The organism is Rhizobium sp. P38BS-XIX (assembly GCF_012641435.1).
Taxonomy (GTDB): domain Bacteria; phylum Pseudomonadota; class Alphaproteobacteria; order Rhizobiales; family Rhizobiaceae; genus Rhizobium.
Window position 1 is genome coordinate 46,699 of record NZ_JABAIJ010000003.1, and the last position, 21,814, is coordinate 68,512.

Genomic DNA, 21,814 nt, shown 5'->3' on the forward strand with positions numbered 1-21,814 from the left:
TCTGGTTTTTCGAGAGGTCACACAATGGATATTCGATTACACAAGGCGGCTGAGGCGGACGATGTTGCGGCCGTACAGCAGCTTCTCGTCACCGGTGCGGATATTGAAGCGCGCGATGCAAGCGGCGCCACCGCCCTGCTTGTTGCAACACGCGGTAACAGGGTGAAGGCGGCCCAGGCGTTGATTGAGGCTGGCGCCGATGTCAACGCTAGGGATGACATACAGGATAGCACCTATCTGTATGCGGGCGCTCGCGGCTATCTTGAGATTCTTCAGCTTGCGCTGGCGCATGGAGCGGATCTTGGCAGTGTCAATCGCTACGGTGGCACGGCGCTTATCCCTGCCTCCGAGCGCGGTCACGTCGAGGCCGTGGAAACGCTCATCAAGGCCGGCGTGGCCGTCGATCATATCAACCGGCTTGGTTGGACCGCTCTGCTGGAGGCGATTATTTTGAGCGATGGCGGCCCGCGCCATGTGCGAATCGTCGAGTTGCTGATCACGGCTGGTGCAAATGTCAATATCGCTGATCGTGAAGGTGTGACACCGCTCCAACATGCTCGTGGCCGCGATTACGACAAGATTGCGGCATTGTTGGAAAAAGCCGGCGCGAAGTGACGCGGTGTTAAGGCTTTGTCGCCATCCAATAACAATGGGGTGGGGCAAGGCCGAAGCCTCCCGGGATATTCTGAGAACGAAGGGCGAGACGATGCAAAAGATCTATTATTCCTCCCTCGGCGGCCATCCGCCGCAAAGTGACCTGCTGACGGGAAGGGCAGTCTTTACGGAGGCCTATGCGGTCATTCCCAAGGGCGTCATGCAGGACATCGTCACCAGCTTTCTGCCGTTCTGGAACAACACGCGTTGCTGGGTAATTGCCCGCCCGCTTTCCGGCTTCGCCGAGACCTTCTCCCAATATGTCATGGAGGTCGCGCCGGGCGGCGGAAGTGACCGTCCCGAGCAAGATCCGGAAGCGGAAGGCGTGCTCTTCGTCGTCGATGGCGAGATCGAGCTGACGTTGCCGACTGGCAAGCACACTCTGCAGCCGGGTGGATATGCCTTCCTGCCGCCGGGTCTGAAATGGTCGCTTCACAACCATTCAGGCCAACACGCGCGCTTCCACTGGATCCGCAAGGCCTATGAGGCGGTCGATGGTCTCGATCATCCGGAGCCGCTGATCCTCAACGAGAAAGATATCACGCCGGCAACCATGACCGGCACGGAAGGGCGTTGGGCGACGACACGCTTCGTCGATCCCTCGGACCTGCGTCACGACATGCATGTGACCATCGTCACGCTGCAGCCGGGCGCCGTCATTCCCTTTGCCGAAACCCATGTCATGGAACATGGTCTCTACGTTTTGCAGGGCAAGGCCGTCTATCGTCTGAACCAGGACTGGGTCGAAGTCGAAGCCGGCGATTTCATGTGGCTTCGCGCCTTTTGCCCACAGGCCTGCTACGCCGGCGGCCCGGAGCCGTTCCGTTATCTACTGTATAAGGACGTCAACCGCCATATGACGTTGCGTCCGTTCGGCGCACGCCGCTAGGCCGGCACATTTGCGAAACCCGCGCTCTCACTGCGCGGGTTTTGTCCATTTTGTCTTCCGATGCTGGGCGCGTCTTCCGCAGCCTATAGCGACTTCAGCCATGGATGGTCTGGATGAGACAAATCCAGCCAGTATCGTAACATATCCCGATCCGACCGTTCGAGGCGGGGCAGGGCGCGCGCGAAGTCGGCCTCATCCTTCTCGCGAAGATGCTTCGCCTTGAATAAGAGCACGGCCGCCGGAGCCAGATAGGGTATTCCCGTTTTACTGCTCCTGACCACCTCGGATCGCGCCATTTGGATCGCCGTATCGCGCTTATAGATCCAGGTAGATGGCGTTCCTCTTTCGAGCATCATATCGACACGCCAACAAGCGCTGCGGGAATCGAGGCCCCAGAGTTGTGAAATGTGCGGTGGCGGCGCGCTTGTTCCGGGAAGAGGCTTGATGACCCCCGAGTGCACCGTGAAGAAAACCAACTCGCTTAATGTCGCGCGAAACTCGTGCGCGCTTTCCGGCAGGATCGCAAATTCAAGATCTTCATGCCCCCGTGTCTGGTTGCCATGCCAAAGGTCGAGTGCCCATCCGCCAACCACATACCATATGCCGGAAGCGTGCCTGAGGCGGCTCGAGAGTTCCGCTGGCGACCAAGGGGACCAGGCATCTTCGGAGACTGGATTCATCATAAGTCCTGGGTTCTGTTGACAAAGCTCGTAGAGGACCACACTGCTTTATGCAGTGACGGCAGATGACCGGCTCGTTTTAGTTGTAGAATTGGGAAGGTGGAGATCGACATTGAGTAGCTCTTCGATGACATCAGCGCCATATTCGGAAAAGAATCTGTGGGATCTTCGCTCTCACGTCAGCGGGAAAGCCGGATATATCCACCGTAGCGGCGCTTGGGCGATTGAACCGGTTTTTGACGAAGCGCATTCATTCTATGGCGAAATAGCAGCAGCTAAATATAGCGGCAAATGGGGTGTTGTCGACAAGGAAGGACGCTGGACGCCAGCACCCGCGGGCGTCTCTATGATCAACACCTACGGCGAGGGGCCAACTCGCGCCAAAGTCGCCGACAAATGGGGATTAATTGACGAGCTTGGCCGTTGGATTGTCGAACCAAAGTTCAGTTATGAGTTTAGTTTTCATGCCGGTTTAATGGTGGTTATCCATGCAGGAAAGTATGGATTCGTCGATATGAATGGCGATTGGCATATTGAACCTCATTTCGAAAGACTCGGCAGTTTTTCACGAGGGCTCGCGATCGCCCGGCTACCTAAAGGAAAAGTCGGTTTTATTGATCGACAGGGTGACTGGGCCATTGAGCCGCAATTCGCCAGTGCAACTAATTTTCAAGAGGAAGAATTTCATACTGCAACCGTGGGGTTGAATTGGAAAGACAATGGCTATCTCGAAGGATATATTGACGTTCAGGGTGAATGGTTTCTAGAGCCTAAATTCCATCGTGCCATCAGCTTCAGGAATGGGCTTGCTGGCGCGCAAAGGGGAGAACAAGGAGACGACTATAACAACGAAAACGAGAGATGGGGTTTCCACGACACCAACGGTGAATGGGTGATCGAGCCACGTTTCCAAGGCGTCAGGCATTTTGCGGAGGGTACGGCTCCCGTCGAATTTGACGACCAATTCGGGTTCATTGATATCCATGGCAATTGGCTGCTTGAGCCGACCCTTGATGTGGCTTGGAGCGCCGAAGCCGGTCTCATAATCGCTGGAACAAACAGGAAATATGGCGTTCTCGACACGACTTTCGAGTGGGTGATGCCTCCTATTTACAATGAGGTATGGGACTGTGGCGAGTTGATCAAAGTTGTGGCCGACGGACAGGAATCGTACTTGGACCGGACTGGGAAGCCAATCGCCGGTCTGGCTGCCCGGCCATAGCTGCCTCAACAGGGCGACCATCTGCTAAACTCGAATTTGCCTGCGCAAATTTCTCTTCATTCTATGCTTTGAAGATTACAGCTGATCTTCTGACTATAGTCGCCGCTGAAATCTAGCTCTCATACTTTGTCAACGAGTCCGAGCACAGGCGAATGAGAGGCGCGATCTTCGAGCCGATGTCCTCTCGTCTGTGGGTTGACTTGCATAGTCGGCTGCCGGATAGAGACGCGATGATCGATCTTGCGGCATATCTCGGCTTGTTCCTGTCTGCCCTTGCCGCGGCAACGATCCTGCCCATGCAATCCGAGGCAGTGCTTGTTGGTATGCTGCTGACTGAAACTTATCCAGTCCTTGCCCTCGTTATCGTCGCAAGTTTCGGCAATGTGCTGGGCTCTCTTGCCAACTGGTGCCTGGGAAGATGGATCGAGCGCTTTCGACATCGATCGTGGTTTCCTGTTGGCGATCGTGCGTTGGGCCGGGCGCAGGGCTGGTATCGCCGCTATGGCAGATGGTCGTTGCTTGCAAGCTGGGTCCCGATCGTCGGCGATCCGATCACTGTGCTTGCAGGCGCCTTGCGTGAGCCTCTGCCGACGTTTCTTCTGCTGGTCGCCATTGCCAAGGTTGGCCGCTACGCCGCACTGGCATTGGCGACGACGGGCTTCGTGTCCTGATCCCGCGCGCAAAGACAATGTCTGAAGCTTATGAAGCTTTGGGGCGTCAGCAGGTGGTGCCCCAGCGGACGAAATAGTCGTGGGTTACCGTGGCAGCGCCTTCCCGGCCAAGGGCCTGGTCTTCGATGAAGCCGACGATCGTATCCATATAGGCTGCGTAATCCAACGCGAGCGTGGTCAGGTCGTTGCATTCCCACAGAGCCAGATTGACGCCATCCTGCCCGATGATCGCGAGATCCTCGGGGACCTTTCGTCCCAGCACCCGCGTCGCTGCGTCGCGAACGCCGATCGCCATGACATCATTGCCGCAAACGACGGCATCGATCGAAGACCGTCGAAGAAGCACGACCGCTTCCTTGAAACCGGAATCGTAGGAGTAATCGCCATGGCTTTCCGCGATGAAGCTCAGGCCATGCCGGGCGAGCGCATCGGCAAACCAGCGCTTGCGTTGCTTGTCAATCCAGCTCGAATTGCGTCCGGTCAGATAGGCAAAGCGGTTGCGGCCGTCGGAGACGGCTTTCGCGACAACTTCGTCCGCGGCCTTGGAGCCATTGACGACGAGCTGCGATATGTTGGGATCGGAAATTGGTTCGAACGAGACCATGATCGGCCGTGCCGTTCTAAAGATCTGCGTGGCATCCGCCATCGAAACCATATCGGAAAAAATGACGGCATGATCAACCTGATAGGCGGATGCCATGCGCATCAGGTGTGCCTTGTCGTCATACCCAGCGCAGCAGAGCAGGATCGGCAGCAATTCGCGCTCCTGCAGCCGCTGGACCAGATATTGCAGTTGCTGCCCCTCGCACGGATTTTCGATCGAATTCACCACGAGAGCGACAAGGCCCGATCGATGGCTGTTCAGCGAGCGGGCGATGGCGTTGGGACGATAATCATGCTCGTCGGCGATGGACATGATCCGCTTTCGTGTCCGTTCGCTGATGCGCGCATCGCCTGAGAAGGCTCTGGAGATCGTCGACGGAGAGACGCCGGCGAGCTTTGCGATTTCCTTCGAGGTGATGCGCTTGTTCATTCCGCTTCCTAAAGACTAACCGATGTCGGAAATCCGCACCGATTCTCCGTTGCGTGCTGCGGACGCCTTGATAGCATCCCAAAGGCGCGCAAAGCGAAGCCCATTCTCCACCGTCGACGGGTTTTCCTCTTCGCCGCGACGCACCGCAAGGAAGGATTTCAGCGGACTTTCCTGATGGGGTGCCTCTGCGACTTCACGTGCGCCGGGCTTCCCTTCAAGCTCGATTTCGCGCCACGCGCCCCACGCATCTATCCGCACGATGGCTTTTGAATAGAACAAAGTGATGTGCGAGGCGCAGCCGGGTGGACCTTCGCCGGCGGCATTGAGGGTAACGAGCGCACCATTCTCAAGGCGTGCGGCGACCGCGCAGGTGATGTCGATCGGCTTGCCGTAATTGTTCATATATGCGGAGACGCGTTCGAATTCGGAACGAACCAGAAGGCACACGGTGTTCATCATGTGCGCGCCTGTATCGAACATGAATCCACCGCCGGACAGCTCCGGCTTCTGCTTCCACTGGCCGTCATATTTCGAAGACCAGCCTTCCCATATGGCTGCCGAGACGCTGACAAGCTCGCCGAATTCGCCGGCCGAGGCTCGCTTGTGGGTGTCGCTTACGAGCGGCGACAAGGCGCCGTTGAATGCAATGACAACAGTCTTGTCAGCCTTTGATCTGGCCTCGATCAGCGCCTTCGCCTCTGGGACCGTCGTCACCATCGGCTTTTCCAGGAAGAGATCGAGGCCGGCCTCGATCACGGCCAGCGCTTGCTCGGCGTGGAAAACATGCGGCGTCGAGACATAAACGGCATCCAGTCCGCTTTTGCATTCGGCAAGCATCGCTCGGAAATCATCGAATTCCCTCGGGGCGTCGCGCCCTGCGCTCACGCAGATATCGATCAAGCGCTGACGCGACGCGACGCTGACATCGGCCGCCGCAACAAACTCAATCTCGGGCAGGCGAACCCAGCTGCGGGCATATTCTGCCGCTTTCAGCCCGGCGCCGATGACGGCAAGGCGAACAGGACGTGACATGATTTCCTCCATTTATGCACACGTATGCACAATTGATCTAAGTGCGTATGAAATATTTTTCAACATGAAAACAGCTGTATAACTTTAAATCTGGGTGCGACATAAACATGTACTTGAAAAATAATGCCGTACGTGTGTACGTCTTGGTTGCAAGTCGAACAAGCAGGAGGTAGGGGGGCTTTCCTGCCGATCGCAGACATCAGTCTGATCAGAAGAGGCGTGGGCCGATCCCGATAGTGCCGGTGTCTTCGACACGATTGTTCGGCTCATTCGCCGACGCTCAAATACGATTGGAGGAGAGTAAAGATGACGATCAAAGTGACGATTTGGAACGAAGGCCGGCACGAAAAGACCGATGAGATCGTGCAGAAGCTTTATCCCGATCGCATGGATGGCGCGATCGCCAGTGGTATTGAAAGCGCGGATTTCGAAATCCGTCGTGTCACCATGGACGATCCGGAAGAGGGGTTACCGGACTCTCTGCTCGAGGATACCGATGTACTGCTCTGGTGGGGCCATGTGGCGCATGAAGAGGTGAGCGACCGGCTGATCGACAGCGTCCAGCAACGGGTGCTGAAGGGGATGGGTCTCCTGATCCTGCACTCTGGGCATCACTCCAAGCTCTTCCGCCGGCTGATGGGAACCAATGCAAACCTTTCCTGGCGTGAGTTGCCGGAAGGAGATCTCGAGCGGGTATGGGTCATCAATCCTTCTCACCCGATCGCGGAAGGTTTGCCACCTTATTTCGAAGTCGAGGCTTCGGAAATGTATGGCGAACCCTTCGATATTCCCCAGCCTGACGAACTGGTCTTCATTTCCTGGTATTCCGGCGGCGAAGTGTTCCGCAGCGGCTGCACCTTCCAGCGCGGGCGCGGCCGGATCTTCTTTTTCAGTCCTGGTCATGAGAGCTATCCCGTCTATCATAACCCCCATGTCTTGAGGGTGATTTCCAACGGAATTCACTGGGCGCATCAGAAGCATACTGACGGCCGGGTTCTGGAAAACTGGCACCGCAAGGAGCCATTGCACGCCAAGACCTCGCCGAGATCCTGATCGCCTCCAATATCTTGCGGACAAAGCCTCCCTGCTGATGTGTCGAAGGGTCCCCTAAGGGGCCCTTTTGCCATTTTTCTGAGTTGAATCAGAAGCAAAGCGTTTTGAGCCAAAAAATTGCGAGCGCGCACGCTATAATATTTCACTTGGGATCTCTCTTCTCGCCAAAGCGTTTACCGATAAGCGCCTTCCATCGAAAAAAGTGGGCCGGCAGAAGCCCTGGACCCGCTTGTTAAATATCTAAATCGATTAATCGCGCGTTCATTTTGCAGCCGCTATCTAGAAGCCTTAACAGATTCCACTAATTTCATGTCCGAGCAGAGTGATTTTCCCTTCATGCCTATGAGGAAACCGAACAGGAAACGTTAGCGCGCTCACCGGCGCACCTTGTTTGGTCAGGAGACTTATCGGACGTGATTTCAACAGAAGAGCAGGATGGTATGGTGTCTCAAAATCTAACGGGCGGCTCGACCGCGCAGGCCAAATCGCCGCTCGCGGACTCCGATTTTGGAATTCGTTCTACTCTTTTGTCCAATGATCAGCTGAGAGCAGCGGCTGCGCAGTTTGCCGAGAGCCGGAAACTCGACGTCGCCAGCTTTGCGAATTTCGATTTCTTCCAAAGACATCGCGAAAACGAGAGCGAGATCCTGCGCGTCTATCGCGCTGCCGCCGCCGATGTCGATGCGGGTGAAAGCATCACGCCAGCGACCGAATGGCTGCTCGACAATCACTACATTGTCGAAGAAGCGATTCAGGAAGTTCGTCGCGACTTTCCAAAGAAGTTCTATCGCGAATTGCGCACGATCAAGCTTGATGGCGTCGATGTGCCGAGGACGCTCGCGCTTGCCTGGCTCTACATGGCGCATGCCCATAGCAACATAAGCAATGCCGGCATGGCGGCCGTTACCGAAGGCTTCCAGGACAAGCAGACCTTGCACATCGGCGAACTCTGGGCCTTGCCGTCCCTCGTTCGCTATGTGCTGATCGACAATCTGCGCCGTGTTGCAACCCGGATCGACAAGAGCCGCGAGATGCGCGGCATCGCCAATGATGCGGCCAACAAGGTCATTGCGCTTGGTGATGCAAAATCCGTCGAGCTGCTCGATACGCTGACGCCACACCTCGACGATCCGACCTTCGTCACCCAGTTGCATTATCGCCTGCGCAATGCGCTTGAGCCGACCGAAGCTGCGCTTGGCTGGCTCGAGGCGAAAATTGCGGCCAAGGGCAGTGATGCGGAAGCCGTGATGTCGGTCGAGCAGACCCGTCTTGCGGCCGCTAATACGCTGATGGGCAGCATCATTAAGAGCCTTCGCGAGATCAACGATACGGATTGGTCGACCTGGGTCGAAGAGGTCAGCAAGATCGACAAGCTTCTCTGGAAGCAGACCGATTATGCCGAGCTCGATTCCGGCTCGCGCAACTCCTATCGCCGTCAGATCGAAAAGCTCGCAAAGCGCAGCGACAAGACCGAGCTCGATATCGCCGAAGCGGCGATCAGCCTGGCCGAACGTGCAACGACCGGGGGCAAGGATCCGTCGTCGGCGTCGGCAAACGTCGGTTATTTCCTGGTTGGCGCCGGGCGTCCGGCTCTAGAAAAGGAAATTGGCTTCAGGCCGCCGATCGGCCTTTCGTTCATGCGCATCATCCGCCGTCTGAACTGGCTTGCAATCGCGGTGCCTGTTCTTGCTCTCACACTGCTCGCATTGATCATTGTCGGCAGCGTTTTTGTCAGCGCCGGTATCCCGATCATCGCAACGATCGTTCTGCTGGTGGCTTTCGCGCTTCCGGCTTCGGAAGGTGCGACTGGCCTTTTCAACTTTTTCGCCACGTTCTTCATCGCTCCCGACCGTCTCATCGGCTACGAATTCAAGAAGGGACTGCCGGCAGAGGCGCGCACGCTTGTCACCATTCCGAGCCTGATCGGCAGGCGCGAACACGTCGATGAACTGATCCGCAATCTCGAGGTTCACTACCTCGCCAATCCGCGCGGCGAAGTCTATTACGCGCTGCTCAGCGACTGGCCCGACAGCCAGGAAGAGCAGAACGATCGCGACCGCGAAGTCCTCGACTACGCACGCCGCCAGATGGCCGCTCTCGAAGCGCGATACGCCGAGGAAGGCAAGCAGCGTTTCTACCTCCTGCATCGTCGCCGCCTTTACAACGAGGCCGAAGGCGCCTGGATGGGCTGGGAGCGCAAGCGCGGCAAGCTGCATGAGCTGAACATGCTGCTGCGCGGCGACCCAAACACCACGTTCATCGCTGGCGCCGACATCGTGCCGCAGGACGTTAAGTACGTGATGACGCTCGACAGCGATACGCGCATCATTCGCGACACCGTTACCAAGCTCGTCGGTAAGCTGCATCACCCGATCAACCGTCCGGTGTTCGATGCCAAGAGCCAGCGTGTCGTCGATGGTTACAGTGTTCTGCAGCCGCGCGTGACGCCGTCGCTGACGACTGGCAAGGATGCCTCCGCGTTCCAGCGCATTTTCTCGGTCAATCGCGGTCTCGATCCCTATGTCTTCGCCGTATCCGACGTCTATCAGGATATCACGGGAGAAGGCACCTTCACCGGCAAGGGCCTCTATCATGTGGATGCCTTCGAGGCTTCGCTGAAGGGGCGCATCGAAGAAAACTCCGTTCTCAGCCATGACCTTCTGGAAGGCTCGATGGCGCGTTGCGCCCTGGTCACCGATTGCGAACTCGTCGAGGATTTCCCGATCCGCTACGAAGTCGAAGTTTCGCGTCAGCATCGCTGGGCTCGCGGCGACTGGCAGCTCCTTCCCTATATCTTCGATCCGAAGCGCGGCGTGACGGCGCTCGGTCGTTGGAAAATGGCCGACAATCTCCGTCGCTCGCTGACGCCGATTGCCTGGTTCCTCGCCTCCGCCCTCGGCTGGTACTGGATGAACGCCTTTGGCGCGCTGCTTTGGCAGATCGTGCTGATCTTCAGCCTGTTCGTGGCGCCGACGCTGTCTCTGATCAACGGGATCATCCCGCGCACGAGCGATATCATTCTGCGCGCGCATCTGCATACGGTCTGGACTGATATTCAAAATGCCAATGCGCAGGTCGCCCTTCGCGTGGTCTTTATCGTCGACAGCGCTTATGTGATGGCGGATGCCATCATCCGTTCGCTCTATCGTCTCTTTGTCAGCCGCAAGCTGATGCTGCAGTGGCGCACGGCCGCCAGTGCGCAGGCGATGGCGCAGACGACTATCCTTGGCCACTACAAGGTCATGTGGCGCGCTCCGGTTCTGGCAGTGCTTGCGCTCTTGTTTGCGATCTCGTCGGGAGACAGCGCCTATCTCGTCGGCGTGCCCTTCATCATTCTCTGGTTCCTGTCGCCGGTCATTGCCTGGATCGTCAGCCAAACGGCCGAGACGGAAGACCGTCTGGTGGTGCCTGACAAAGTCAGGAGCGAGTTGCGCAAGATTGCGCGGCGGACCTGGCGTTACTTCGACCATTTCGTCGTGCCCGGTCAGCACTATTTGCCGCCAGATAACGTCCAGCAGACGCCGCATGCGGTCGTCGCCATGCGGACGTCGCCGACCAATATCGGTGTCTATCTGCTATCGGTCATCTCGGCGCGGCAATTCGGCTGGATCACCTTCGAGGATGCGATCAAGCGGATGGAGCAGACGATCGAGAGCACGGAGCGGCTCGAGAAATATCGTGGCCATCTGTTCAACTGGTATCATACGGATACGCTGAAGCCGCTCGGCCGGAAATATGTTTCTTCCGTGGATAGCGGCAATCTCGCCGGCCATCTGATCGCCGTCGCCTCCGCATGCCGTATCTGGGCGCAAGCGCCTGCTGCGCAGTTTCGCGGCAATCTCGATGGTATCGGCGACGTCGTCGGTATTCTCAGCGAGGTTCTCGCAGAGCTTGCCGATGACAATAAGACCACTCGCACCCTGCGTGATAGCCTCGAACAGCGGATCGCGACGTTCGAGACCTCGCTCTCATCAGCCAAGCAACAGAAGGACTTTTCTCTGGCTGTTATCGAGCGACTAGTCGAAGGCGCGCGCGAAATCCGCAAGCTGGCCGCCAGCCTCGACCAGGAGGTCAAGACCGCACGAAGCGAGGAGGTCGTCCACTGGGCGGGCAAGCTCGTGGCGACGTGCGAGCTGCATCTGACGGACAACGCCTTCGATCTTGCAAAGCTCGATGCGATTACGGAGAGATTGATCAAGGTTGGCAATCGCGCCCGCGATATCGCCTTTGCCATGGACTTCAGTTTCCTCTTCCGTCCCGAGCGCCGCCTCCTCTCGATCGGTTTCCGGGTCGAGACTGAAGAGGTTGATGCCGCCTGCTACGATCTGCTGGCATCCGAGGCGCGTCTGACCAGCCTGTTTGCGGTCGCCAAGGGCGATCTGCCGACGGAGCATTGGTACAAGCTCGGACGCCATGTCGTGCCGGTGGGGCCGCGTGGCGCGCTGGTCTCCTGGTCCGGCTCGATGTTCGAATATCTGATGCCGCCGCTCGTGATGCAGGAGCGTCAAGGCGGTATTCTGAACCAGACGAACAATCTGATCGTTCAGGAGCAGATGAACTACGCCAAGCATCTTGGGGCCAACATTCCCTGGGGTATTTCGGAAGCGGCCTTCAATGCTCGCGACCACCAGATGAACTATCAGTACAGCAATTTCGGCGTGCCCACGCTTGGTCTCAAGCGCGGTCTTGGCCAGAATGCCGTTATCGCGCCCTATGCGTCCTTGCTGGCGAGCCAGTACAATCCGGTCGCCGCGCTCGAAAACCTCGAGAAGTTGCGGGCTGTCGGCGCGCTCGGCATGTACGGCTTCCACGATGCTGTCGATTTCACGCCGAGCCGCGTGCCGGAAGGCAAGAAGTGTGCGGTCGTCTATAACTACTATGCCCACCATCACGGCATGTCGATCGCAGCCGTCGCCAACGTTGCGTTTGACGGGCTTCTGCGCGAACTCTTCCACTCCGATCCGGTGATCGAAGCCGCCGAACTGCTGTTGCAGGAAAAGGCGCCGCGCGATATCCCGGTCATGGCCTCCAAGCACGAGACCGACGCACCGGCGACCATCCAGGGCGACCTTATGCGGCCGGAAGTACGCCGCGTAGAAGATCCGGCATCTCGCGAGCGGGAACTGTTGCTGCTGTCCAATGGTCGCTATTCGACCATGCTGACGGCGACCGGCGCCGGCTATACCCGATGGAACAATCTGTCGATCAATCGTTGGCGTGCGGATCCGACCGAAGATCGCTGGGGCTCCTTCATCTTCATGCGCGATATGGCATCGCATGAGTGGTGGTCCGCCACCGCCGAGCCGCGTTCCATCGCCAACGAGCATGTCCGCGTCACCTTCAGCGATGACAAGGCTGAATTCGTCAAGACAGTCGGTGATCTGACGAGCGAGATGGAAGTCTTTATTGTCAGCGATCACGATGCGGAAGGCCGGCGCCTGACGATCACCAATGCCGGCACGGAAGATCGTATTATCGAAATCACGTCTTATATGGAACCTGTTGCCACGCTCGACATCGTCGACACCGGACACCCGGTCTTTGCCCGCATGTTCCTGCACACCGAGATTGCCGGCCGCGGGGATGCCATCCTCGTCGAACGCCGCAAACGCGGCCTGACCGATCCGGAGGTAGCGATTGCACAGCTCATCGTTGATGATAGCGGTGCGGAAGCCACGACACAGTTCGAAACCGATCGCATGCGTTTCCTTGGAAGGGGGCGGACGCTGACGGAAGCGGCAGCCTTCGATGAAGGTGTAACGCTTTCGGGCACGGATGGCTTCACGATGGATGCCTGCGTGTCGTTGCGCCGCGTCGTTCGCGTTCCCGCCGGCAAGAAAGTCAGCGTGGTCTTCTGGACCATCGCGGCCGCAAGCCGTGCAGAGCTTGAAGGTGCGCTCGATCATTATCGTCAGTCCGACAGCTTTGCCCAGGGACTTGTCCAGGCGTGGACGCGGACTCAGAAGCAGTTGCGCCAGATCGGCGTCAACTCCAAGGAAGCGGCCGCCTATCAGCGCTTCGCACGTTACGTCGTCTATCCCGAAATGTCCCTTCGGGCCGACAGCAAGACGGTTCGCGCCGGTCTCAAGTCGCAGTCCGTCCTTTGGGGCGCGACCCTTTCCGGCGACGCCCCGATCATCACGCTGCGCATCACGGATGAGCTCGGCACCGACCTCGTCAAGGAGCTGCTAAGAGCCCAGGGCTTCCTGCAGTCGCGCGGCGTCGAAGTCGATCTGGTGATTTTCAACGAGCGAACCGGCGAAGAAGCTTCCGAGATGCAGCGCACCATCGACCAGCTTTGCGATGGTGCCCGCCATGCCAGCGAAGCCGCCGGCATCCAGCGCAACATCTACGTCATCCGCAAGGACATGACGGCGCCGGAAGCGTACGACGCGATCATTGCGTCTTCGCGCATCGTCCTGCGCGGACGCGATGGAAGCCTCAAAGATCAATTGCAGAAGGCGCGTTCGGTCGCAGGGTCACCAGCACTCCTCGGCCAGTGGGGCGATTCCACGCTCGTGCCGCGTATGGCGCGCACAAAGACTGGGTCGGTTGAAGGCGATGGCAGCGATCTTACCTTCTGGAACGGCTACGGCGGCTTCGCGAACGAAGGCAGCGAGTATGTCGTGCGCCTGTCCGGCGGCGAACAGACCCCGCATCCGTGGGTGAATATCATCGCCAATGAAAGCTTCGGCTTCCACGTATCGGCGGAAGGCGCGGCCTTCACCTGGAGCCAGAACTCTCGCGATCACCAGCTGACGCCGTGGACCAACGACATGGTCACCAACCGGCCGGGTGAAGCCTTCTATATCAAGGATCTTGATCGCGGCTCCGTCATCGTTCCCTACGCTGCATTGGCGCAGAATTCGGATACGAGCTTCGAGGTTCGTCATGGCCTGGGCTATTCGGTTTTCTCGACCGTTCAGGACGAGATCGCGCTCGACGTTACGCAGACCCTCCATATGGAGAAATCGGTCAAGCTGACGCAGATGCGCATTCGCAATACCGCGAGTGCACCGCGCAAGCTCCGTCTTTATGGCTATGCGGAATGGATACTCGGCAACAATCCGACGAAAACCAAACCGTTCATCGTGTCGGAGTTTGATGCCGATACAGGCGTCATCTTCGCGAGCAATCCATACAGTGTCGATTTCTCGACGCGTGTGGCCGCGTTCGCCGCGAGCGAGAAGCCCGTCAGCATTTCCGGCAGCCGCCGCGAATTCATCGGCCGTCACGGCACGATCCAGCAGCCGCGAACGGTCTCGGCCGGGTCGCGGCTGTCGGACACGATTGATCTTGACGGCGATCCGGCAGCCGCGATGGCCTTCGATCTGACCATCGAGCCGGGGGAAGTCCGCGAGATCTGCTTCTATATGGGCGATGCCGGGTCGCGTGAGGAATCGGCTGCTCTCATGGCCGATATCCGCGGCGTGAGCTTCGATGACGTGCTGGGTAAAACGCGCGACTTCTGGAAGACGTTCACCGGCAAGACGCGCGTTTCAACGCCGGACCAACGCTTCGACTTCATGGTCAACAACTGGCTGCCCTATCAGACACTCAGCTGCCGTATCATGGCACGTACCGCCTTCTATCAGTCGAGCGGTGCATGGGGTCTGCGCGATCAGTTGCAGGACTCGCTGGCCTTCCTGCTGCATTCGCCCGAGATCGCCCGCAAGCAGATCCTGAACACAGGCCGTCGCCAGTTTCATAAGGGTGACTTCCAGCACTGGTGGCTGGAAGACAGCGGCGCCGGCGTCAGAACGAATATTTCGGACGATCCGGTCTGGCTCGCCTATGCGGTCGACCAATATTGCACTGCGACCGACGATCAAGCGATCCTCGATGAAATGCTTCCTTTCGTCGAGGGCGCCGAGCTCAGCGCCGGCCAATACGATGCGTTCCTCGTGCCGCGCGTTTCCACCGAGACAGCATCGCTCTATGAGCACGCCGCTCTTGGCCTGGATCTCGCGATCAAGCGGGCCGGCGTGAACGGCCTGCCGCTGATGATGAGCGGCGACTGGTGCGACAAGATGGATCGCGTCGGCGTGGATGGCCGCGGCGAGAGTGTCTGGCTCGGCTGGTTCCTGGCGGGTGCGCTTGGCCAGTTTATCGGTTATGCGGAACGCCGTGGCGATGCGCAGCGCGTCAGCCGTTGGTCTGAGCATCTCGCAAAGCTGAAGGATGCGCTTGAGACTGCGGGTTGGGATGGCGATTACTATCGCCGTGCCTACTACGACAATGGTGTGCCGCTCGGTTCGAGCCAGTCCGATCAGGCAAGGATCGACTCCATTTCTCAATCGTGGAGCGTTCTGTCGGGTCAAGGCAATCCGGAGCGCAGTCAACAGGCAATGAACGCGGTTCTCGAAAAGCTGGCGGATGCCGAAGGTGGCTTCATCAAGCTTTTGACGCCCGCTTTCGTCGAGCCGGTCAACGACCCCGGTGTCATCAAGGCCTATCCTCCGGGCGTGCGCGAGAATGGCGGTCAATATACGCATGCCGCCGTTTGGGCCACGTTGGCTCTGGCTCGCATGGGCCGTGCGGAAGACGCCTGGCGCTGCTTCGAGATGCTCAATCCGATCAACCACTCGCTCGACAAGTCGGCGGCGGATGTCTATCGCATCGAGCCTTATGTGATTGCCGGCGACGTCTACGGCGAAGGTGCCCTCAAGGGTCGTGGCGGCTGGAGCTGGTATACCGGTTCGGGCGGCTGGCTCTATCGCACGGCGATAGAGGGCATCCTGGGCGTGCGCGTGGAAAATGGCCACCTTCACGTCAAGCCGGTGCTTCCGGCAAAATGGGATGGTTTCTCGGCCGAGCTGCATCTGCCGAGCGGCAACTATCAGATTGCCGTTTCAAAGGGAGCGGCCGCCGATGGATATTCCGTGACGGTCAACGGTGCGGCCTTCGACCATTTGGGCGAGGGATATCGGCTCTGACACAGACGCCAAGAGAACGAGAAAATGAAAAGGCGGCCGAGAGGCCGCCTTTCTAATAGGGGTGAGTAAACGCCGATAGCCCGTCGGCTCAGAGGTCCAGCGGAATGCTGCGGCTCTCCTTGTCGAAAAGATGCAGTTGCTTGGGATCGATGGTGAGACTTACGGGCTGGCCGACGTTCAGTTGAACATTGCCGGGCAGACGAACGGTCGTCAGTTGCTGGCCCTCATGCGCCACGTAGGCGTAGGTGTCGGAGCCGAGGCGCTCGATGACGTCGATACGGCCCTCGACATTGCCTTGGCCCGGTTCGACGATGCCGATGTTTTCCGGGCGTGCTCCAAGCTTGGCGGCCTGTGAGGGGGCCGACGCCAGCGGCATCATGCCACCGGGCATGATCTTCAACCCGCCCGCTGTCGGTTCCACATCATAAACGTTCATCTTTGGCGAACCGAGAAATTGCGCCACGAAGAGATTGGCCGGCTTCTCGTAAAGATCGATCGGCGAGCCAACCTGCTGAATTGAGCCGTCCTTCAGCACGACGATCTTGTCGGCCAGGGTCATCGCCTCGACCTGGTCGTGGGTCACATAGATCATCGTCGCGCCGAGCCGCTGGTGCAGCCTGGCAATCTCGATGCGCATTTCAGCGCGCAGGGCGGCATCGAGGTTGGACAGAGGCTCGTCGAACAGGAATGCGACGGGATCACGAACGATGGCGCGACCAATGGCAACACGCTGACGCTGGCCGCCGGAGAGTTCCTTGGGCTTTCTGTCGAGATAGTTTTCCAGCCGCAGCGAGGCTGCCGCCTCCTGGACGCGGCGATTGATCTCCGCGCGGGGCGTGCGTGCGACCTCCAGGCCAAAGGCCATGTTGGCGCGCACGGTCTTGTGGGGATAAAGGGCATAGGACTGGAAGACCATCGAGAGAGCCCGGTCCGCCGGTCCGAGTTCGGTTACGTCCTCGTCGCCGATCAGAACCTGGCCGGAGGTGACCTCTTCCAGGCCTGCGACGAGGCGCAACAGCGTCGACTTGCCGCTGCCCGAAGGCCCAACGAAAACGACGAATTCTCCATCCTCGATTCGCAGATCAACCCCGCGAATGATTTCCAGGGCGCCGAAGGATTTGCGGATGCTTTTGAGTTCGATAACAGCCATGTCTGGTCTCTCTGCGGCTTCACGCCTTGACGCCGCCAGCGCCCAGGCCACCTTGCCAGAAACGCTGCATGACGATGAAAGCTATAATGACGGGAACGATGCTGATCAGCGCACCGGCCAGCACGAGGGTAAAGAGTGCCGCGCCGCCGCCGGAGCCGACCGTTGCGGTGGCATACCATTGCGCAAGGCCGACGGTGACGGGGAAGTACTCCGCTGAACTGAGGACGACCAAAGGAAGGAAGTAGTTGTTCCAGGTCGCCACGAAAGACAGGATGAGCACGGTCGCAAAGCCCGGCATCAAGAGGCGCAGCGCCAATGAGAAGAAGATGTGAAGCTCGCCCGCGCCATCGACGCGCCCGGCATCGAGCAGCTCGTTCGGGATCGCATCGTCGGCATAAACGCGCATGAGGAAGACGCCGGGTGGATAGACGAGCGAGGGCAGAATAACGGCCCAGGGCGTATTGACGATACCGACCTTCGACATCAGCAGGAACAACGGCACGACGAGCGCTGTCTGCGGGATCATGACTGCACCGAGAATGATCGCGAAAACCAGCCGCTTGCCGAGGAACTCATATTTCGCCAGCGCATAGCCGGCCATCGTCGCGAACAGGGCGGCGCCGATGCCTGCCGTCGTCGCGTAGACGATAGTATTGAGCAGCCAGCGGGCGAAAATGCCGTCCTGAAAGCTGAAGACCTGCTGAATATTGGCAAACAGCTTGAAATCGCTTGCGAACCAGAGCCCAAACGTCGTGAAGAGGTCGTTGTTCGATTTGGACGCAGATACGACGACGTAGAAGAGCGGCAGGGCGGTATAGACCCATATGATCAGAAGGATTGCGCTCAGCATCCAGCGATTGCGGCGGAACGACGGGGAGCGTTTCGATTTGCCGACGATGGTCATGCGCGGCCTCCACGATTGACGATCAGCATGAAGGCATAGGAAATGACGGCGGTCACGCCACCGAGAAGGAAGGACATGGCGGCCGAATAGTTATACTGCTGGTTGGCGAAGGCGAGCGTGTAGGCATAGTAGTTCGGCGTGTAGGAGTTGGTGATGCTGAGCGGTGCGAGATTGCGCAGCAGATAGGGTTCGGAGAAGAGCTGCAGCGAGCCGATAATCGAGAAAATGATGGTCACGACCACCATCGGAGCGATGAGAGGAAGCTTGACGCGCAGTGCATAGACGAAGCTGTTTGCGCCATCCATCGACGCTGCCTCTTCCAGATCGGAAGGAATCGCCTGAAGCGCGGCGTAATAGATGATCATCTGATAACCGGTGTATTCCCAGTTGGCGATATTGGCGATCGACGGAAGGATCGTGCTGGCGCCGAGAAAATTCGGCGCTGGAAGGCCGATGGCGTTCGCAAGCTGAGTGAATGGGCCGAAAGCCGGGCCGTAAAGATAACCCCATATGAGTGTCGCGATGACCGCGGGTACGGCGTAAGGCAGAAACAGACTGACGCGGAAGAAGCTTTTGGCGTAGACGGTGCCGCTATCGAGGATCAACGCGATCAGAAGCGCGATCGCCACCATGCCGGGGATCTGGATCACGGCGAATTTCATGAGAATGATCACGCCCTGCCAGAACTTCGGATCGCCGAGCGCGCGCACGAAATTATCGGCGCCGACGAATTTGGTCCCTGCAACCACCGTGGTCTTGTAGACCGCGAGATTGAGCGCGTAGAGCATCGGGGCGATCAGGAAGGCGATGAAGAGCAGTGCAAACGGCGCCAGAAAGAGCAATGGCGCCCATTTCTTGCTGACGCGGCGCCGCCGCTTGCGGCTACTAGGACCAGCCATTTGAATTGTCTCCGGCTGCGAATTGCATCCGCGCCGAGACGCGGGTCATGCAGAAAAAACATATGCGGGGGCTGAGCCCCCGCATGCTGACGATCAACTTTTGGAAACCGTATATCCCTGATCGGCGCAGTAGGCGCTGACGCCTTCCTGCAGACGATCGAATGCATCGCTGAGTGATCCCTTTCCGCCGATCGAGGCGGAGAGTTCCTGCTGCACCTGGCCAGCGAGATAATCCTGGAACGGCGCATACTGGAACGAGGAGTCGACATGCTTGGCTGCTTCGACGAAGACCTCGTTGACGGCCTGGCCGCCATAGAGATCGTACTTGTGATTGATCAGCTCGGGATCTGCGACAAGTTCCTTGAGCACGGGGAACAGGAACTGCTTGGTGTTCCACAGACGGGCCGTTTGCGGATCCGCGCCCAGGAACGTCGCAAGCTGAGTGGCTTCCTTCGGGTGCTTCGAAGTCTTGAATACGGCGAATGTCGAGCCGCCGAGATTGGCGGTAACGTATTTGCCTTCATCCCACTGCGGCAGGGGAGCGGCGCGCCAATGGCCATTGCTCTTCTTGGCGAACTGCGGAATGAACACGGCTCCCCAGGCACCGGTCATCCACGATGCATAGGTGCCTTCGTCGAGGCCTGTGAACCAATCAGTGGTCCAGACCGGCGTCTTCACGCCAACGGCCTTGGCATCGATGAGGTCCTGCCAGTAGGCGGCCCACTTCTTTGCGACTGCATCGTTCAGATTGAGCTTGAGGTCGGTGCCGTTGAGCTCAAACGGTTTCCAGCCGGCCTGGGCGAGAAGAGCAATAACCCAGCCGCCGTCGGCCGTGCCGCCGAAATTGGTCAGATAGGTGTCGGGCGAAGCCTTGGTGAGTGCCTTGGAGCTCTCGGCGAAGGCCGCCCAGGTCTTCGGCACCTCGATCTTGTGTGCCTCAAGCACGTCGGCGCGGTAGAGAATGCCCATCGGACCGGAATCCCACGGAATGCCATAGACGGCATCGCCATCAGAGGCGGAAGTCCAGGTCCAGTCGATGAACTTGTCCTTCACGTCGTTTGCGCCGTATTTGCCCATGTCGAGCAGCGCATCCAGCTGTCGGAATCCCGGGATGTTGGTGAATTCGACCTGACCCACATCCGGCAGGCCGGTGCCGGCCTGGATCGCGTTGCGCAGCTTGACGTATTCCGCCGGGCCCTGGCCTGCGTTCTCAAGCTTGACGCTGATATGCGGGAAAGCCTTGGTGAACAGATCGATTTCGGCCTGCGTGTCGGGCGTCCAGGCCCACATGGTCAGCTCGACCTTTTTCTGGGCGACGGCAGAAGCGCCGAAGCCGGAAAATGCCGCTGCGGCAGCACCCACACCGGCTGCCTGAAGCAGCTGGCGCCGGCTCAGCGCAAGCTGGATGGCATCTTTCTTCATGTCGTTGGTCATTGCATGTCCTCCCACATTCGATGAAGCCGCACCCTCCCGGATCGGCCCTTTCGTGATATCGCGCAATTCATCACGCGCAATTTGCGTTGTCAATTGCGCAATTTGCGAACTTATGCAAAATATGTCGTAACTTTCGCGTATGCTGGGCAGATAGAGCCGTTGATATCCTTGTCCATGGATGGATTTCTCCGGAAAAACCCCTGATTATCAGGGTCATTAAAGGGTAGGCTTGTGACTCGATCACCTAAATCCAACGCAAATCAGCTCGAAATTGCCAAAGCGGCGGGCGTTTCCGTCAGCACGGTATCCCGCGCACTTTCCGATGCGCGCGGGATCAGCGACGAACGCCGCATGCAAATTCGCAAAATTGCGGAGGATGCCGGCTATTTCGGCCGAGGCCGTGTGACGGCGGCTCCGACAAAACATTTGCGCGCCTATGTGACGGGCAGTCTGGCGACGGGGGGACTTGCGCCTTTTTATGAAGCCGTCATTGCCGGGCTGCGCGACAAGGCGCGTGACGGCGGCTTTAGTCTTTCCATTCGCATGGTGGATGAAACTTCGCTCGGCCCCGACCGGATGGTGCGGGACCAGCAGCAGGAAGATGCCAGCGTGACGATTTTCGTCGGTATCGACATTTCCCATGATTTGGCGGGTTACTTTCTCAGCGGCGGGCACGCAGCCGTGCTCGTGAATGGCTACGATCCCGACATGCGGTTTGACTGCGTGGCACCCAACAACTTCTATGGCGCGAGAACGGCCGGGCGCCTGCTGCTGGAGGCAGGCCACAGGAAATTGCTTTACATACATGACCATACACGCTGGACGACCATCCAGCGTCGCCGGGGTTTTTACGCAGCACTTGAAGACTTTCCCGATGCATCCTGCACGGCGATCGGCGTTGCTAATGGGGCAGATACGGCGCTTTTGGCTGAAGTTGAGCGGCGCGCGAAAGGCGAGGCGGGTTGGACAAGCGTGTTCTGCGCCAACGATATGGGCGCGTTCCGTTTGATGAATGCGCTGGAGGCGGTGGGGCTTGCCGTTCCGGGCGAGATTTCGGTTGTTGGATTCGACGATTTGCCCTACGCCGCGATGATGCATCCGCGGCTGACGACAATGCGCGTCAATTGTCTGGAAATGGCCCAGCAGGCGATTTTACTCGCGCAGCGCCGAATTGCGGAGCCGGACGCGATGCCGATCCAGCTCGAATGCGCCGTTAGGTTACAGGCTGGCGCTACGGTAGCGCAATTTGCGTGAATA

General features: G+C 58.6%; 14 protein-coding genes. 7 read left to right on the forward strand and 7 right to left on the reverse strand.

Going from position 1 to position 21,814, the window contains the following annotated elements; all coding sequences use genetic code 11:
* The first annotated feature begins 24 nt into the window (after positions 1-24).
* Together HGP17_RS12250 and HGP17_RS12255 are read left to right on the forward strand one after the other, a co-directional pair.
* A complete protein-coding gene (locus HGP17_RS12250; RefSeq protein ID WP_168809246.1) occupies positions 25-615 on the forward strand; it encodes an ankyrin repeat domain-containing protein in 591 nt (196 codons plus the stop codon).
* A gap of 91 nt (positions 616-706) precedes the next feature.
* Entirely contained in the window at positions 707-1,543 is an 837-nt protein-coding gene (locus tag HGP17_RS12255) for a bifunctional allantoicase/(S)-ureidoglycine aminohydrolase (protein ID WP_168809248.1), read from the forward strand.
* A gap of 83 nt (positions 1,544-1,626) precedes the next feature.
* Here HGP17_RS12255 and HGP17_RS12260 read toward each other — a convergent pair whose 3' ends face one another.
* A complete protein-coding gene (locus tag HGP17_RS12260) occupies positions 1,627-2,136 on the reverse strand; it encodes an amino acid transporter (RefSeq protein ID WP_348648927.1) in 510 nt (169 codons plus the stop codon).
* A gap of 199 nt (positions 2,137-2,335) precedes the next feature.
* Between HGP17_RS12260 and HGP17_RS12265 the strand changes: the two genes are divergently transcribed.
* On the forward strand, positions 2,336-3,445 hold the full coding sequence (locus tag HGP17_RS12265) for a WG repeat-containing protein (protein WP_168809250.1): 1,110 nt from the start codon (positions 2,336-2,338) through the stop codon (positions 3,443-3,445).
* Between the two features lie 230 nt (positions 3,446-3,675).
* Entirely contained in the window at positions 3,676-4,116 is a 441-nt protein-coding gene (locus HGP17_RS12270) for a YqaA family protein (protein ID WP_168809252.1), read from the forward strand.
* A 46-nt stretch (positions 4,117-4,162) separates the two neighbouring features.
* Here the strand turns inward: HGP17_RS12270 and HGP17_RS12275 are convergent, their stop codons facing one another.
* On the reverse strand, positions 4,163-5,149 hold the full coding sequence (locus HGP17_RS12275; RefSeq protein WP_168809254.1) for a LacI family DNA-binding transcriptional regulator: 987 nt from the start codon (positions 5,147-5,149) through the stop codon (positions 4,163-4,165).
* Between the two features lie 15 nt (positions 5,150-5,164).
* A complete protein-coding gene (locus tag HGP17_RS12280) occupies positions 5,165-6,181 on the reverse strand; it encodes a Gfo/Idh/MocA family oxidoreductase (protein WP_168809256.1) in 1,017 nt (338 codons plus the stop codon).
* 306 nt (positions 6,182-6,487) lie between these two features.
* Between HGP17_RS12280 and HGP17_RS12285 the strand changes: the two genes are divergently transcribed.
* Complete coding sequence (locus HGP17_RS12285) at positions 6,488-7,234, forward strand: ThuA domain-containing protein (RefSeq protein ID WP_168809258.1); 747 nt, start codon at positions 6,488-6,490, stop codon at positions 7,232-7,234.
* Positions 7,235-7,674: 440 nt separating this feature from the next.
* Positions 7,675-16,170 carry a glucoamylase family protein gene (locus tag HGP17_RS12290; RefSeq protein WP_168810051.1) on the forward strand — a complete coding sequence of 2,832 codons (8,496 nt, stop codon included), beginning with the start codon at positions 7,675-7,677 and terminating at the stop codon, positions 16,168-16,170.
* An 88-nt stretch (positions 16,171-16,258) separates the two neighbouring features.
* Here HGP17_RS12290 and HGP17_RS12295 read toward each other — a convergent pair whose 3' ends face one another.
* The 4 genes from HGP17_RS12295 to HGP17_RS12310 form a co-directional block, all read right to left on the reverse strand.
* Positions 16,259-17,320, reverse strand: coding sequence for an ABC transporter ATP-binding protein (locus tag HGP17_RS12295; protein ID WP_168809260.1), 1,062 nt, complete (start codon positions 17,318-17,320; stop codon positions 16,259-16,261).
* Between the two features lie 19 nt (positions 17,321-17,339).
* Positions 17,340-18,224 carry a carbohydrate ABC transporter permease gene (locus HGP17_RS12300; protein ID WP_205925948.1) on the reverse strand — a complete coding sequence of 295 codons (885 nt, stop codon included), beginning with the start codon at positions 18,222-18,224 and terminating at the stop codon, positions 17,340-17,342.
* Entirely contained in the window at positions 18,221-19,123 is a 903-nt protein-coding gene (locus HGP17_RS12305; protein WP_168809262.1) for a sugar ABC transporter permease, read from the reverse strand. The genes HGP17_RS12300 and HGP17_RS12305 overlap by 4 nt, the downstream gene beginning before the upstream one ends.
* A gap of 93 nt (positions 19,124-19,216) precedes the next feature.
* The gene (locus HGP17_RS12310; protein WP_168809264.1) at positions 19,217-20,557 is read right to left on the reverse strand and encodes an extracellular solute-binding protein; all 1,341 of its coding nucleotides are present in this window, start codon (positions 20,555-20,557) and stop codon (positions 19,217-19,219) included.
* Positions 20,558-20,983: 426 nt separating this feature from the next.
* Here HGP17_RS12310 and HGP17_RS12315 point away from each other — a divergent pair, with 426 nt between their 5' ends.
* Positions 20,984-21,811 carry a substrate-binding domain-containing protein gene (locus tag HGP17_RS12315; RefSeq protein ID WP_246704073.1) on the forward strand — a complete coding sequence of 276 codons (828 nt, stop codon included), beginning with the start codon at positions 20,984-20,986 and terminating at the stop codon, positions 21,809-21,811.
* Positions 21,812-21,814 lie beyond the last annotated feature (3 nt).